The sequence below is a fragment of the Cereibacter sediminicola genome (assembly GCF_007668225.1).
Classification (GTDB): domain Bacteria; phylum Pseudomonadota; class Alphaproteobacteria; order Rhodobacterales; family Rhodobacteraceae; genus Cereibacter_A; species Cereibacter_A azotoformans.
This window is the reverse complement of sequence record NZ_VDEK01000003.1, coordinates 134471-148931: the sequence shown is the minus strand read 5'-3', so window position 1 is coordinate 148931 and position 14461 is coordinate 134471. Positions and strand designations below refer to the sequence as shown.

The 14461-nt window shown below is 69.3% G+C and carries 14 protein-coding genes; 9 read left to right on the top strand and 5 right to left on the bottom strand.

Annotated elements, in window-relative coordinates; genetic code table 11:
• Positions 1-333 precede the first annotated feature (333 nt).
• Together FG154_RS03335 and FG154_RS03330 are read left to right on the top strand one after the other, a co-directional pair.
• Positions 334-1047: a sugar transferase gene (locus FG154_RS03335; RefSeq protein ID WP_011908987.1), complete on the top strand. Its 714-nt coding sequence runs from the start codon at positions 334-336 to the stop codon at positions 1045-1047.
• Positions 1048-1125: 78 nt separating this feature from the next.
• Positions 1126-2361, top strand: a complete 1236-nt coding sequence (locus FG154_RS03330; protein WP_145104345.1) for a polysaccharide biosynthesis/export family protein — start codon at positions 1126-1128, stop codon at positions 2359-2361.
• A gap of 86 nt (positions 2362-2447) precedes the next feature.
• On the opposite strand, the gene FG154_RS03325 is transcribed toward FG154_RS03330, so the two are convergent.
• A complete protein-coding gene (locus tag FG154_RS03325; protein ID WP_145104343.1) occupies positions 2448-3749 on the bottom strand; it encodes an O-antigen ligase family protein in 1302 nt (433 codons plus the stop codon).
• Between the two features lie 16 nt (positions 3750-3765).
• On the bottom strand, positions 3766-4548 hold the full coding sequence (locus FG154_RS03320) for a glycoside hydrolase family 16 protein (protein WP_145104341.1): 783 nt from the start codon (positions 4546-4548) through the stop codon (positions 3766-3768).
• A gap of 202 nt (positions 4549-4750) precedes the next feature.
• On the opposite strand from FG154_RS03320, the gene FG154_RS03315 reads away from it, so the two are divergent.
• Entirely contained in the window at positions 4751-6007 is a 1257-nt protein-coding gene (locus tag FG154_RS03315) for a glycosyltransferase family 2 protein (RefSeq protein ID WP_145104339.1), read from the top strand.
• Between the two features lie 9 nt (positions 6008-6016).
• Here FG154_RS03315 and FG154_RS03310 read toward each other — a convergent pair whose 3' ends face one another.
• Complete coding sequence (locus FG154_RS03310) at positions 6017-6973, bottom strand: glycosyltransferase family 2 protein (RefSeq protein WP_145104337.1); 957 nt, start codon at positions 6971-6973, stop codon at positions 6017-6019.
• Positions 6970-8106: a nucleotidyltransferase family protein gene (locus tag FG154_RS03305; RefSeq protein ID WP_145104335.1), complete on the bottom strand. Its 1137-nt coding sequence runs from the start codon at positions 8104-8106 to the stop codon at positions 6970-6972. The genes FG154_RS03310 and FG154_RS03305 overlap by 4 nt, the downstream gene beginning before the upstream one ends.
• A 344-nt stretch (positions 8107-8450) precedes the next feature.
• Here FG154_RS03305 and FG154_RS21015 point away from each other — a divergent pair, with 344 nt between their 5' ends.
• The 6 genes from FG154_RS21015 to FG154_RS03280 all read left to right on the top strand — a co-directional run bounded on the left by FG154_RS21015 (position 8451) and on the right by FG154_RS03280 (position 14094).
• Positions 8451-8603, top strand: coding sequence for a hypothetical protein (locus FG154_RS21015; protein ID WP_186312276.1), 153 nt, complete (start codon positions 8451-8453; stop codon positions 8601-8603).
• Between the two features lie 60 nt (positions 8604-8663).
• Positions 8664-8948, top strand: coding sequence for a PqqD family protein (locus FG154_RS21700; RefSeq protein ID WP_342779047.1), 285 nt, complete (start codon positions 8664-8666; stop codon positions 8946-8948).
• Positions 8949-8958: 10 nt separating this feature from the next.
• The gene (locus FG154_RS03295) at positions 8959-9432 is read left to right on the top strand and encodes a lasso peptide biosynthesis B2 protein (protein ID WP_145104331.1); all 474 of its coding nucleotides are present in this window, start codon (positions 8959-8961) and stop codon (positions 9430-9432) included.
• Positions 9429-11327, top strand: a complete 1899-nt coding sequence (locus FG154_RS03290; protein ID WP_145104329.1) for an asparagine synthase-related protein — start codon at positions 9429-9431, stop codon at positions 11325-11327. The genes FG154_RS03295 and FG154_RS03290 overlap by 4 nt, the downstream gene beginning before the upstream one ends.
• Positions 11324-12247 carry a phosphoenolpyruvate carboxykinase (ATP) gene (locus FG154_RS03285; RefSeq protein WP_145104327.1) on the top strand — a complete coding sequence of 308 codons (924 nt, stop codon included), beginning with the start codon at positions 11324-11326 and terminating at the stop codon, positions 12245-12247. Before FG154_RS03290 ends, FG154_RS03285 begins: the two co-directional genes overlap by 4 nt.
• Before the next feature lie 65 nt (positions 12248-12312).
• Positions 12313-14094, top strand: a complete 1782-nt coding sequence (locus tag FG154_RS03280) for an ABC transporter ATP-binding protein (protein ID WP_425456830.1) — start codon at positions 12313-12315, stop codon at positions 14092-14094.
• Between the two features lie 87 nt (positions 14095-14181).
• On the opposite strand, the gene FG154_RS03275 is transcribed toward FG154_RS03280, so the two are convergent.
• On the bottom strand, positions 14182-14439 hold the full coding sequence (locus FG154_RS03275; protein WP_145104324.1) for a hypothetical protein: 258 nt from the start codon (positions 14437-14439) through the stop codon (positions 14182-14184).
• Positions 14440-14461: the final 22 nt, after the last annotated feature.

Here is a 14461-nt window from a genome sequence, read left to right as displayed (position 1 = left end):
ACCATTCTACAGCTTGAAAATCGCGCGGAAACATTGAGGATGGAGCATGCGGAGGGCCGGGCCGAGAATCGCATCCACCAGAAGGCGCGCCCCCGTGGTCGTATTGCTTACAAGTCTCTCTCATTTGCAGGTGCAGCAAGAATCCGCGGAGGCATGATCGAGAAACCGCCCTCAAAATGGGCATGCCTTGACATATCGGCTGAAGCGAGGAAAATTCTTGTTCTAATTTGGACAATATTCGACCCGGAAGACTTGGCACGACATGACTCAGCATTTTCTGGATTAAAGTCGGTCCGTGCCTGAGTGGCGACGCTCGAAAGCAACAGGTGTTTCATGGAATTCAATCCGCAATCCTCTTTGGCGCCAGACAACGTCAGTTCCGACCACATCTACCTGTCGTCCCTGGCACCCGTTGCCGGTGCGGAGTCGGGACCGGTCGGAGGGCTGGCCAAACGCATTATCGACATCCTGATCGCGGTGACCGCGCTGATCGCGCTGGCGCCGCTGATGATCGGCGTGGCGCTGATCATCTGGCTCAGCAGCAACGGGCCGATCCTCTACGGTCACCAGCGCGTGGGCTTCGGCGGCCGGACCTTCCGCTGCTGGAAGTTCCGCTCGATGGTGGTGGACGGCGACGTGGTGCTCGAGCGGCATCTGCGCGCCAACCCCGAGGCGCAGCGCGAATGGGAGCGTGACCGCAAGCTCCGGCAGGATCCGCGGGTGACGCCGATCGGCGCCGTGATCCGCATGCTCTCGATCGACGAGCTGCCGCAGCTCTTCAACATCCTCTCCGGCGAGATGAGCGTCGTCGGCCCGCGCCCGGTGGTGGCGGCCGAACTGCGCCGCTACCGCGGCTCGGCCGGCCATTACCTGCGCACCCGCCCCGGTCTGACCGGCATGTGGCAGGTCAGCGGCCGGAGCGATCTGAGCTACCGGCAGCGTGTGCTCCTCGACCGCTATTACGTGATGCGCTGGAACGTTCTGGCGGATGCGGCGATCATCCTGCGGACGGTGCCTGCGGTTCTGCGCTCGCGCGGCTCCTGCTGAGCCGTCACCCACGATCTGGCCAGCGGCCGCGGCGGAGGGTCCGCCGCGCCTTCATGTCTTAGAGAGAAAGGTATCCGAATGGCCGTGTTCCGTCGCCATCTCCTCCCGCTCGTCGCGCTGGCGATGCTGCCCGGAGGGGCCGTGCTGGCCGAAGGTTACAAGATCAGCGCCAGCGACCTCCTGCGTCTGCGCGTCCTCGAATGGCAACCGGTGGACGGGACGATGCGCGTGTGGGACGCGATGACCGGCGAATACCGCGTCAATTCGGACGGCACGATCTCGGTGCCGTTCCTAGGGCCGGTCGAGGCGGCCGGGCACACGCCCTCCCAGCTGGGCACGTTGATCGCCGACGGCCTGATGGAGCGTCTGGCGCTGCCCGACATGCCCGACGCCACCGTCGAGATCGCCGAATATCGCCCGGTCATCGTGGCGGGTCACGTGCGCAATCCGGGCGAGGTGGTCTATCGTCCCGGCATCACCGCACGGCAGGCCATTGCCATGGCGGGCGGGCCGAGCGACGAGATCCGCAGCACCCCGGCCATCGTGCGCGACCTGATCTCGCAGGAAGGCGCGCTGCGCATCCTGCTCGACAGCCGCGAGGGGATGCTCGCCCGCCGCGCGCGCCTGATGGCGGAGCGCGCCAACGAGACGGAACTGGGCGCCGTGCCGGACCTCGACAGCGCGCGGGGCCGGGCGCTGCTGGCCGAAGAGAAGTCCTTCATGGATCTGCGCCGCGATCAGGTCGAGCGCAATCTGGCGGCCATCGACGCGCAGAGCGAGTTGCTGACCGCAGAGATCGAGGCGCTGCAGGCCAAAACGGGCCAGCTCGAGACACAGCTCGAACTGGCGGAGAAAGAGGCTGCGAACGCCCGGAACCTTTCCGAACGGGGACTTGTGGCCAGCGGGCGGCTGTTCGAGACGCAGCGGACCCTGTCGGCCATCGAGAGCCAGCTGCTCGACACTTCGACGGCGATCCTGCGGGCCCGTCAGGGCATCACGACGGCCGAGCGCGACCGGATCGCGCTGCTGGATGGCCGCTCTTCCGAGATCGCGGCCCAGCTGCAGGAGGTCGAGGCCCAGATCCTCGAGATCGACCGCAAGATCGACACGCAGCGGGGGCTCTCGGTGTCGCTTCTGGGGCAGGCGGGCGGCAAGGATCTGGCGGCCGACCCGGACGCCATCGCCGCCATGAGCAGCGTCATGGTACTGCGCATCGAACGCGACGAGCTGCGCCAGATCCCCGACGCGATGGACCTGCGGCTGGAGCCGGGCGACATGGTCCAGATGACGCTGAGGCCGCCTTCGACCAACTGAGAAGGTCCGCTTGAAGACACAGGAAGGGAAGCCGACGCGGATCGGCTTCCCTTTTTCCTTGGCCGCGAGAGGTCACGCGCGGCCGGCTAGACCGGATGCGGCGGGGCCGGCTCGGCCGCGTCGTTCACAGGCCGAACGGCGCTGCGTTGGCGCAGCGGCATCCGCTGCTGCCGACGCTCGCGCTGGTTGCGAAGGACATAGACGAGCGCCGCGACCAGCATCAGGGTCGCCAGGTCGAACTGCAGGAAGCCCACGACCTCGGACATGCTGAGCACGGTGCTGCGCATCATCAGGGCGGTCAGGAAGATGGATTCCGCCCGCGGCTCCTTGAAGGCCCAGATCGTGGCCAGCGCCAAGGCCCCGAAGATCGCGACCGCCTGCATGGCAACCCCGATGATCCCGATCTCGACCGCGTTCGAGATGAAGGTGTTGTGGAAGTGGAAGCCGCGCTTGCCGCTGATGCCGAACTCCTTCCACATCGCCTCGGCGCCCGGGTTCCCCGGCACCCAGTAGGCCTGATAGCCGACCCCGGTGAAAGGTTGCTGCGCGATCTCGCGGAAGGCCAGCGACCACAGCTCGGTGCGGCCGGTGAGGGTCGCGTCCTTGCCGGTGGTCTCGAGGATCAGCGCCATGACCTCTTCCTGCATGGCGACGAGCAGGATGGCGACCACGATCCCCAGCCCGACGGTAAAGCCCGCGAGCAGGATGCGCTGGCCAAAGCTGAGCCAGCGCCCAAGGAAGAAGGGCAGCGCAAAGGCCAGCGCGGCGCCGGTGGCCAGAAGCTGTCCGGCCGACTGCGCCTGGATCAGCAGGAAGGTCCCGATCAGGAAGCCGCCCGCGGCCAGCATCCGCCATGTCCGCGACTGGTTGCGGTCGAGCATGATGGCGAAGGCGCAGAGCATCAGGGTGGACATCGGCAGCGAGAAGGCGTTCTTCGAGCCGAAGATGCCCAGCCAGCCGAGCCCGTCCCCCCGGACCTTTCCGAACGCCAGGCTCAGCAGGGCCGCGACGAGATGCGCGCTGAAGAGGATGCGCAGGAAGATGATCGGCGAGAGCCGGCTGGCGATCGCCACCGCGATGGCAAAGGTCACGCAGAGCTGGATGGCATACCGCAGGCTGAGCGAGGCATATTGCGACCAGAGCACCGTGAAGAGGCACCAGGCGGCGATGGCGAAGATCATCCAGTAGCGCCGCAGCTCCATCAGCGTGGTCTGGGGCCGTCGCACCACCAGAAGGCAGCCCGAGGCCAGAAAGCCCGCCGCCGCCATGGATCCGATCCACTGCACCAGCAGGAGGCACAGGATGGTCAGGAAGGCCAGCACCGTCGTCGGGCAGACGTCGATGATCATGCCGTCTTGGCGGTGCGGGCGCAGGGGGGCGGCGGTCATCTCGTGCGGCGTCTCCTCAGTCTTCCAGCCGACATAGCACGGATTCCTCGAACTGACACGCCTCTCCGGGCGCCGTCCACGAGACCCAGTCCACCTCGAGGGCGACCGGCCCCTCGGGTTGCTCGTAAGCGCCCATCCATTCCGTCAGCACGTCGGTGCTCCAGTGGCTGAAGAAGATCTTCTGCGGCGCCACCGGCAGGGTTTCCGTGGCTTCGTGGACCAGCTCGCCATCCACGAACCAGCGCAGCCGCTCGGGCTCCCAGATGAAGGAGAAGGTGTGCCAGCCCTCATCCGAGGGCGGGTCGAGTGGCACGACATGGCGGTTCTTCGGTTCGCCGGAGACATAGGTGTTCACATCCACCGAGGCGGTGTTGCGGGTCAGGATCTCGAAGTCGATCTCGTCATGGGGCTGGTGATGCACCGGCCCGATGTAGGTGAAGAAGGCGGCGTTGAGCCCGGACTTGCGGTGATCCGTCCGCATCCGCGCCTCGAAGGTTCCGTGCAGGAAGCGTTGCTCGGTCTGCACCTCCCCGCAACGGTGCTGGCCCTCGCCGGAGGTGTCCGGCAGATACAGAAGCCGCAGGATGCCATCCTCGGCGCGGATGGCGTTGGAGGACCAGGTGCAGTTCTGATGCTCGCCGTTGGTCCAGCCGTCGGAAATGTACCAGCGCTGGCCGTCAATCTCGTCGAAGGTCTCGCGGAACGAGGCCGGCGGCTCGTCCGCCGCGGCGGGAGCGGCCACGAGGAGGGGCAGAAGGGTTCGCGCGGCAAGGCGCGCAAGCGGCAGACGTTGGCTCATCACGGGCTCCGTGGCTGTTTGAGGATCAAGGGTAGGCCCGGCTCTGACCGAAGGCGACCGTTCTCCGATCACATCGGCAACAGCTTGCCGCAGTGCCGCGAAAACCGGCAGTTCCGGCGGTCGGACGGCGGCGGACATGGTGCCGGGTTACGCGGCGGGTCGAGGACAGCTACACAGGGACGATTCGGAGGACGGAGGGACGATGCGGATTTCGGTGCTGATGGCGAACTATCGCGGCGCGGCCTTCCTTCCAGAGGCGATCGAGTCCGTTCTGCGCCAAAGCCACGCGGATCTCGAACTGATCGTGGTCGATGATGCCTCGGGCGACGAGAGCGCGGACCTCGTGCGCGAGATCGCCGAGGGGGATCCCCGCGTCACGCTGATCGAGATGGAGCGCAACGGCGGGCCCTCGGCGGCGCGCAACCGCGCGCTCGAGGCGGCGACCGGGGACTGGCTTGCCGTGATGGATTCGGACGATGTGCTCCATCCCGACCGTCTTGCGCGCCTTCTCGCCGCCGCCGAGGCGCTCGGGGTCGATGCGGTGGCCGATGACATGCTCCATTTCGGCGATGCGCCGGATGCCGGCGGACGGACGCTTCTCCAGTCCCTGCATCTGGTCGCGCCGATGCCGGTGGATGCCACGATGTTCGTGGCCGCCAACGGAGGCTCGGACGATCTGCCGCCGCTGGGCTATCTCAAGCCTCTCGTCCGCCGCGCGGCCTGGGGCGGGCTGCGCTATGACGAAACGCTGAGGGTGGGCGAGGATTACGACCTGTATCTGCGCGTGCTTCTGAACGGCGCACGGCTCGTGCTGCTGCCCGAGGCGCTCTACCTCTACCGGCGCCACTCGGGCTCGATCTCGCACAGGCTGTCGGTTGCGGCGCTCGAGCCGCTGATCGTGGCGCATGACCGGACGGCGCGGGATGTCGCCGATCCCGCGCTCGCCGACATGATGCGCCGGCGCCGCGCGGGGCTCGAGCGGCTTCTGGCCTTTGAGCATCTGGTGGCGGCGATCAAGCGGCGCAGGCCGCTGCCGGCGCTGGGTCAGCTTTTGCGGCGGCCGGATCTGGTGGGCGAGCTGGTGCGCAGCGTGCGCGAGCGGCTTCAGCGCAGGGCCGCGGAAGAGGTCGAGACCCACCCGCTCTCGCTGGTGCTGTCGGCCGATCCGCGGCCTGTGGGGGACGGGCAGCGCCTCGTGGCGGTGCCGCCGCTGCTTGCCCCGGAACTGCCGCATCCCTGGCCGCCCGCGCAGCAGGCCGCGCTTCTGTCGGATCTCGCCGCGCGCCATGATCTCGACATCTGCGCCGACGGCGAGGAGGGGCTGTTCTGGCTCTGGCTCGTGCCGCGCTGGAGCCGCGCCGAGGTGGTGCTGCCGGACGGGATGGAGGCGCGGCTGCCTCCGGGCGCCGAGCGCCGTGGCGCGGCGCCCGATGACGCGGATGAGGATCCGGGCGACTGAGCCCCGGCCTCAGACGGGCAGCAGCAGCCTCTCCGGTCGGGGCGGGGCAGGCGGGCGCAGGGCGGCCAGCTTGTCGCGCGCGACCCCGCGCGCGATCGGCAGGAAGCGCGCCGGCGGGCTCAGCGCGAAGCCGAGGGCGGCGGCGAGCCCGGCCTCGGCCTTGCGGTCGAGAAACTGCCGGAGGAGGAGCTTGGCCTGCACCTGCTGCAGGTGCCGCAGCATGGCCGCCCGCGTGGAGGGGGAGGCCGGCAGGTCCAGATGCGCGCGGCACGCGCTCTCCAGCGCCGCAAGATCCGCCGTCCGGTGCCGCCCCGAAAGCGAGGCGCCCCGTTCCACCGCGACGTAGCCCACGGACCGGATGAGGCCGAAGCGCGCGCCCAGAAGCAGCATCCGCATGTAGAGGTCGAAATCCTCGCCCAGCCACATGCGTTCGTCGTAGCGCAGCCCGTGCCGCGCCAGGAAGGCGCGCGACATGACCGGCTTGAGAAAGCCCAGTTCGCCCCGCCGGACACCCTGCGCCAGATTGCCGAGCGCGAAGGCCTCGGCATCCAGCATCTCCACCCCGGTCGGGGCATCAGGCAGCGCCGCGGGCATGAAATCGGCGGCATGGTCAGGTGTGACGAAGACGATGTTGTCGGCGGCCAGATCGAGCGTCGGATCGAGCCGTGCGAAGCGGCCCGGCAGCAGGAAATCATCGGCGTCGAGGATGGCTATCCGTGCCGCGCGTGACAGGGCGATGGCGCGGTTGCGCGCGGCCGAGGGACCGCCATTCTGCGCCTGCCGCTCGACGATCAGCCGGCCGCTTCCGTCGTCGGCGCCCCGCGCGGCCTCGGAGGTTGCGTCGGTCGAGGCATCGTCCACCACCACAACCTCGGCCACCTCCGCCTCGGCCAGAGCCGAGCGCACGGCCTTGGCGATGGTCGCCTGGGCATTGTGTGCGGCGATGATCACGCAGATGTCCGTCATGCAGCAGTTCCTTCGCGGCGGGAGAGCAGGCCGGAGCGGATGAGCCCCTTGAGCCAGAGCCTGTGGATCTCGGAGGATTTGGCGGCAAGTTCCTCGCGCAGGTAGCGCGTGGGCTGCCGGCCCGAGAGCGCCCAGAGGATGCGGCTCCGGCGCGGCCAGTCAAGGGCAGGATCCCATGGGGCGATCAGCATCCGGCGCAGGATCGCGGGAGAGAGGTCGGCCAGCGGGTGCGCCCCGATCGCATGGCGGCGCGGCGCGAGCCCTTCGAACAGCGCATCCACGCCCCAGCTCGCCAGCGCCAGCGTCTCGGACAGACCCTGCTCGGCGGCGATGCGGGGCAGCATGTCCGCTTCGGCGGCCGAGAGCCGGTCGAGGCTGGCGCGCAGGTCGCACAGGTGGCCCGCGCAGGGCTCGTGCGCGACGAAGGCCTTGACCACGCCGATGGCCGCCACGAGGCACCGGTCGGGGCCCGAGATCATCGGCACCGTGCCGCCCTCGTGCGGCATGGGCGCGGCCCGGGTCAGGAAGTCGGCCGTCCGGCGCGGCCGCGGCGCGCCCGGCTGCTGAAGGCGATGGTGCAGGTCCACCACCGGGCCGCCCGCGGGGCGACGGAAATGCTGCTCGCCCAGGTGCTTCGTCCACCAGTCGGCAAGCTCGGCCTCCTGCGGGGCGAAACCCGCCTCCCGCAGCACCGCGCCCGCGCGGGGCAAGTCCGCCTCGGCCACCAGAAGGTCCACGTCTCCGGTCGGCTTCCAGCAGGGCCCGCCATAGAGGGCGATCTGCTGCAACGGCCCCTTGAACTGCACATGGGCGATCCCCGCCGCCTGCATGAGCCGGGCGACCTCGCCGCTGACGCGCAGGCTGTGGCCATTGCGCGCGGCGGTGTGGAGGCGCATTGACTCGATCTGCGAGGCGATGGCGGCCCAGGCCGGGGGAAGGTCGGCCGGGCGCGGGGCGAGGAACAGCCCGACCTTGTTGAGCCGGGCCATGTCGAAAAGCACCTGCGGCAGAACCTCTTCGGGCAGCGGCGCGGCGTCTCCGAAGGCGCGTGCAAGGGCCGCGCGCAGGGCCTCGGCCTCCGACAGGCAGTCGTGGCCGCGCACGGCGGCGAAATGTTCGGCGGTGAAGGTCATGCCCCGTGTCCGGACCTCAGGAGGCCGCTCCTCTCGAATCGAAGTGTGTCCCCCGCAGGGATAGTGGCCGTTCGGCCGAGGCGCTGTCGCCCCGAGGTAGCGCGCTTTCCCCTTTCGGTTGCGCATTTTGATGAAAATTTGAGCAGCAACTTTGTCCCGTGAGGGTTGTGGCAAATGATGGGCTCAACCTTCAATTGCATTTACAATTCCTTTTGATAAATATATTCAGTGCGGGCGGCATCCGATCGGAGAGCGGCGGCGTCTGCATTGACACCTCGGGCATCTTTCAACAGGCTTGGACCCGGTCCTTTGGGCCATCTTACCTTATGCTGAGGATATTTGACGTGGCAAACAACATCCAAACTCTTGCTTATCAGGCCCCGGTGCTGCGCGCTCATGGCACGCTGGAAGCCATGACTCATGGGGCGAGCCGGGGCACCGTGACCGATGCGGCCTTCCCGGCCGGCACGGCCATCTCCGACATGACCTTCTCCTGATCTCCAGGACGTAAGGAAGCTCCGGTCCGAGGCGGTCTATGGCTGCCTCGGCCTCAGAACGTGTTTGATCAAGGAATTTTCGACGTGACCATCAGGGCGGCACCCGGCTGCATTCCTTGTCCTTTCGGTGACGGGATTGCGATCTTCGACACGAACAGCAACTCCTACTTCAGCATGAATGCGGTGGGTGAATTCGTTTGGTCGCAGCTCGATCAGCCCGTCGAGATCGAGGATCTCGTGGGACGGGTCGCGGATCGCTACCGGATCGAGCCCTCGGTCTGCGAGGGCGACATCCGCAAGCTGGTGGATGATCTGGCGGCGAACCGGCTCGTGATCCTGGCCTGAGGGAGGTTACATGCGGCGCGTGCGGCGTCTCCTGACCCTGAGGCCGGCCGAGGCGCTGGCGCTGTGGCGGGCGCTGGCGGAGGTGGCACGGGTCCGCCTCGCGATCGCGCGCCGGCGGACCGACGCGGTGCGGACCGCCACCGCGGCCTTCGGCGCCGCGGGCGTGGCCCCGGCCGCGGAGCAGCGCGTCGTCGCCTGGTCGGTGACCGCGGCCGCGCGGCTGGTCCCGGGCGCCACCTGCCTCACGCAGGCGCTGGCCGGCCAGCGCCTGCTTGCGCGGAAAGGCTACGCCTCCACCGTTCGCATCTCGTTGCCGAACGGGCGCGACAGCGACTTCCGCCCACATGCCTGGCTTCTGTCGGACAATGTCATCGTGCTCGGGGGATCTTCCATGGACTACAGCCAGCATCGCGCCCTCGTCGATTACGAAAGCTCCGGCCGCACCGATCCGGTGGCCGAACCTGCGACAGGAGCGGCCCTGTGAGCGCGCTCGCCGCCTTCGTCACGCTGGGCGGAGATCCGTCGGAAGCCGAGGCCCGGGTGCAGGCCATGCTTGCGGCCATGCCGAACCGGGGGCAGGAGGCGCGTTCGGTGCGGCTGCCGGGCGGCGTCGCGCTGGGCCATCGTGAGCGGCACGCCGCGGGCCCCCGTGCGTCGCAATCCGCCATGGGCCCGTGGCGGCTGCGGCCGGGGGGGGCGGTGCTGACCGGCCACCTGCGGCTCGACAACGCCGCCGAGTTGCAGCGCGCGCTGGGGCTGGCCGAGGCATCCGATGCCGCACTCGTGCTGGCGGCCTACGACCGCTGGGGGCTGGATCTGCCGCACCACCTCGAGGGCGACTTCGCCCTTGTGCTGTGGGACCCGGCCGTGGGACGGCTGCTGGGGCTGCGTGACCGGTTCGGCGTCTGTCCCTTCCTGTATCGCGCCACGCCTCAGGCGGTCGCCGTCGCGTCGGATGTCGAGGCGCTGCTCGAAGCCTTTCCCGGCTGTCCCCCCGCGCTCGACGAGATCTGGATCGCCGAGTTCCTTTCGGGCCAGCCCACGTCGGCGCAGCGCACCATCCACCGCGGGATCAGCCGGCTGGAACCGGCGCACATGCTGCTGGTCGAGAAGGGCCGGACCGAGGTCCGCCGCTACTGGCGGCTGGAGGCCGAGCCCCGCCACCGGCCCGACCCGCCCGAGGCGCTGCTCGAGCTGCTCGAGCGGTCGGTGGCGTCGCGGATGCGGGGCGGCACGGTCGGCGCGATGCTGAGCGGCGGGCTCGATTCCAGCACGCTCGCCGTTCTGGCCTCGCGGATGTCCGAGGCGCCGCTTCCGGTGGTGTCGATGAAGTTCGACGCCTGCCCCGAGATCGACGAGCGCGCATGGATCGGCAAGGTTCACGAGGCCGGCCGCTTCCGGCAGCTCTGGCTCGATGGCAGCGAAGCCCTCGGGGGCACCGTCGAAGAGCTTCTGTCAGAGCAGGGCACGCCATTCCTTGCGCCGAACCTGCCCACCTCGCGCTGGCTCTACCGTCGGGCGGCCGAGGCGGGGATCGAGATCCTGCTCGACGGGCACGGCGGCGACGAGGTGATCTCGTTCGGGACCTCGCGCCTGACCGAACTGGCGGGCGAGGCGCAGTGGCGCGCTCTCTGGCGGTCCACCGCCGCCGTCTCGGCGCTGTTCGGCAGCCCCCGGCGCGAACTTTTCCTGGAATCGGCGTCGGTGGGCGCCTCGTCGCGCTGGATCCGGGCGCTGGCCCGCCGGCTGGGGCCCAGAGCCACCCGCGATGCGACGGCCTGGAGGCGGGCGGTTCATCCCGATCTGGTGGCACGGACCGGCCTCGTCCAGCGCGTGCGCGACGCGAACGGCGTGACGGTGAAGGGCGCCACGGACGACATCCGGCGCCACATCTCGCAACTGACGACGCCCGGCTATGCCACCGCGCTCGAGGTGCTCGACCGTTCCGCGGCCCCGTGCGGGATTTCGCCGCGCTATCCGTTCCTCGAACGGCGGCTGGTCGAGCATTGCGTGGCGCAGCCCGCCTCGGCCAAGTTCCGCGACGGCATGACCCGCGCCCTGCTGCGCGACGCGATGCGCGGCCTCTTGCCTGACGAGATCCGCCTGCGCAGCAGCAAGACCGACTTCAGCCCCAACGTGCGCGAGCGTGTGCTGAGGGACTGGACGACCGGCCTTGACCGGCTGTCCCGGCGCGATCCCGGCCAGATCGCCGAGTTCGTGGATCTTGGCGTCATCCGCGGCGGCATCGACGGGCTTCGCGCGGGCGAGGCCGATGCCCCCGCGCTCTTCCAGACCCTGCGCGCCGTCGTGCTGGACGAATGGCTTCGGGCCCGCGAATTTCCCGCCGCCGCCCGGCTCGACAGAAGGACACCTGCATGATCGTCGAGACTTCCTCTCTCCGGCCTGCGCTGCGGACCGCCTACGGTCTCGCGTGGCGCTCGGACGTGGACCTGCCCGAGCTGGAGCCGCTGGAAGGCGATGGGGCGGCCGACCTGACGGTGCACCGCGCACTGTTGGAGGATCTGCCGGGAGAGGGGAGCTTCCGCACCCGCTTTGCGCCGGATCGGGCCGAGCTGTGGTGGCAGACGGTGGGCGGCTTCCGGGTCGAGCCGGGCCGGATCACGGCCAGCCCGCACCCCGGCGTGTCGGAGGATCTCCTGGCCTATCCGCTGCTGGGCTCGGTGCTGGCGCTGGCTCTGGAGCAGCTGGGTCTCTTCACGCTCCATGCGAGCGCGGTGTCGGTGGGCGGCCGCGGCGTGGTGATGATGGGCGACAAGGGGGCGGGCAAGTCCACGACCGCGACCGCGATGATCCGCGCGGGCCATCCGCTCATCGCGGACGACATCGTGGCCGTGGACGAGACCCTGTCGCTCCGCCCCGGCTTTCCCCAGGTCAAGCTGTCACCGGCGGCGGCCGCGGCCTTCGATGCGCCGGATGCGGTCCATCGCCCGGTGGTGCCCGAGGTGCCCGAAAAGAGCCGCGTTCTGCTGCCCGGCCGGTTCGCCCGCGGCGTCACGCCGCTCCGGCGGATCTACCGGCTTGAACGCGGACCGGCCGAGGCCGAGCCTGCGGTGATCGCCGTGCCGCCCTTCGAGGCGCTGCCGCTGGCCCTGCGCTTTGCCTATGTCACCCGCTTCGGCGCCGAGGTGCTGAACGGCGCCGCAGGCGCCCGGCATCTGCGGCAGGCCGCGGCCATAGCCGCCAGCGGCGTCCTGCATCGCGTGATCGTGCCCCACGATCTTCGGCGGCTGCCAGAGGTCGTGGCCCTGATCGAGCGGGACGCGGGGGCCGCAGCGTGACCGACGATCATTCGCCGATTCCCGCGGCCGAGGGCCTTCGGAGCGCCGCGGCGCTGGTGCGGGCCATGGCCCGCTTCGGGCGCAAGCGGCTGGCGATCGCCCTGACCTTCCTTGTCCTCGGCAATGTGACCGAGGGCGCCTCGATCCTTCTTCTCCTGCCGATCCTGACACTGGCCGGGCGGGGTTCATCCGACTACGCGATCGACCTCGGCGGGCGGCATCTCTTCGGCCAGCCCCTGCCGGACGTGAGCATCGGGCTCGAGGTGCTGCTGGGGGCGATCGTCCTGCTCGTGGCGCTGCAGGCGGCCTTCAACCGGGTCAAGGCGGTCTATCTGTCGGATCTCTTGCAGGATTTCGCCAATGCCACGCGCGCGGGGCTCTTTTCGGCGGTGGCCTCGGCGCGATGGGAGACGGTGGTGCGGATGCGCCGGGCCGATCTCGAACATGCGCTGACGGGCGAGATCGACCGGATCACCTTCTCGGGCTTTGTGTCGCTGAGCCTGATCCAGATCCTCGTGGGTCTCGTGATCTACTTCGTGCTCTGCCTCGCCGTGTCGGTGCCGATGACGCTGTTCGCCTTCGGGTTCGGCCTCGTGGCGTTGCTGCTGCTGAAGCCCTACCGCAAGCTCGCCGAAAGGTATGGCCACAAGATCCAGACGGCGCGGACGGTGCAGGCGCGGCTCGTGTCCGAGTTCATAACCGGGCTCAAGACCGCCCGCTCGATGAACCAGGAGCCGCACCATGTCGCCCAGTTCGAGCGCACGCTCGACGGCACCAAGGCGGACGCCCACGACTACGCGCGGCGCAACGCACTGGGCAACGGGCTCTTTCAGGTCGCGCTGGCGATCGGGGCGGCCGCCTTCGTGCTGCTCTCCCTCCGCGTCGTCGGCCTCGAGATGTCGCAGATGCTGGTGCTGCTCGTGATCCTGATGCGGGTCACGCCGCGGTTTCAGGGTCTGCAGGCGCAGGTGCAGGCGCTGCTGGTGGACCTGCCGGCCTGGTGGCGCGTGGTCGATCTGCAGAACCGCCTCGAGGCCAACCGCGAGGGCGGGGCCGGCTTCGTCTCGGCGCCGGTGGCGGCACCCCGGCACGAGATCCTGCTCGACCGCGTGACCTACCGCCACACGGAAGGTTCGGAAGAGGCCGCCCTGAACGACTGCACCATCCGCCTGCCGGTCGGGCAGGCGACGGCCCTGATCGGCGCTTCGGGGGCGGGCAAGAGCACGGTGGCCGACATCGTGATGGGGCTGATCCGGCCCGAGGCCGGGCGCCTTCTGGTCGATGGGCACGAACTGACCGAGTCCGAGCGCCGCGGCTGGCGCGAGCATCTGGCCTATGTGCCGCAGGAGACCTTCCTGCTGCATGACACGATCCGGGCGAACCTTGCCATCGTGGCCCCCGACGCCAGCGAGGACGAGATGCGCCAGGCCCTCGCCGACGCCGCCGCCGACCGCTTCGTGGCCGCCCTGCCCGAGGGGCTCGACACGCGGGTGGGCGACCGCGGCACGCTCCTGTCAGGGGGCGAGCGGCAGAGGATCGCGCTCGCGCGGGCCTTCCTGAAGCGGCCGGCCGTGCTGATCCTGGATGAGGCCACCAGCGCCCTGGACTGGGAGAGCCAGAGCCGCGTGGCCCAGGCCCTCGCGCGGCGGGCGGGTGAGATGACGGTTCTGACCATCGCGCACCGGCCCTCGATGGTGGCCTTTGCCGATCACGTCTATTCGCTGGAAGCCGGACGAGTGGTCGAGGAGGGGCCGATGGCCGACCTTCTACGAAAGACGGACGGGCACCTCTCCCGGATGTTCGCGCACGAAGCGTCGGAACCTGCGCGACTCAAACTTGCCCAGTAGGACGATCCTCACCGCCGCGGCATCCGCCATTTTGAGAATCACCGGACCTTCGGGTGGTGCTTCTCCTGGGCCCTGAAGCGGGGACGGTCAAAGTCCCGATTGCTGCGACTTGCCGATCGGCAGGAGCCCGTCGGAAGGGCTGGCCGGATGATCCGGCGACGACCGCCTCGCCTTTTCTTCCCGCACCATCAGGAGGATAAGGCCGAGGTAGAGCATCTGCGCGATCAGCAGCGTGGCGGCCGCGAGGCCAGCCACGGCCCATCCCGAGAATCCCAGGTAAATGGCGATCCCGGCAGCCGCCGCCGCCGCCCCGCCCATTCCCATCAAGAAGGCACCGATCCGCATCGCGCTCTCCTGCATTGCGCAA

Bases quoted from the DNA above. Each gene is read 5' to 3' on its own strand.
- FG154_RS03335 (WP_011908987.1), top strand. From the start codon at position 334: ATGGAATTCAATCCGCAATCCTCTTTGGCGCCAGACAACGTCAGTTCC.
- FG154_RS03330 (WP_145104345.1), top strand. From the start codon at position 1,126: ATGGCCGTGTTCCGTCGCCATCTCCTCCCGCTCGTCGCGCTGGCGATG.
- FG154_RS03325 (WP_145104343.1), bottom strand. From the start codon at position 3,749: ATGACCGCCGCCCCCCTGCGCCCGCACCGCCAAGACGGCATGATCATC.
- FG154_RS03320 (WP_145104341.1), bottom strand. From the start codon at position 4,548: ATGAGCCAACGTCTGCCGCTTGCGCGCCTTGCCGCGCGAACCCTTCTG.
- FG154_RS03315 (WP_145104339.1), top strand. From the start codon at position 4,751: ATGCGGATTTCGGTGCTGATGGCGAACTATCGCGGCGCGGCCTTCCTT.
- FG154_RS03310 (WP_145104337.1), bottom strand. From the start codon at position 6,973: ATGACGGACATCTGCGTGATCATCGCCGCACACAATGCCCAGGCGACC.
- FG154_RS03305 (WP_145104335.1), bottom strand. From the start codon at position 8,106: ATGACCTTCACCGCCGAACATTTCGCCGCCGTGCGCGGCCACGACTGC.
- FG154_RS03295 (WP_145104331.1), top strand. From the start codon at position 8,959: ATGCGGCGCGTGCGGCGTCTCCTGACCCTGAGGCCGGCCGAGGCGCTG.
- FG154_RS03285 (WP_145104327.1), top strand. From the start codon at position 11,324: ATGATCGTCGAGACTTCCTCTCTCCGGCCTGCGCTGCGGACCGCCTAC.
- FG154_RS03280 (WP_425456830.1), top strand. From the start codon at position 12,313: ATGGCCCGCTTCGGGCGCAAGCGGCTGGCGATCGCCCTGACCTTCCTT.
- FG154_RS03275 (WP_145104324.1), bottom strand. From the start codon at position 14,439: ATGCGGATCGGTGCCTTCTTGATGGGAATGGGCGGGGCGGCGGCGGCG.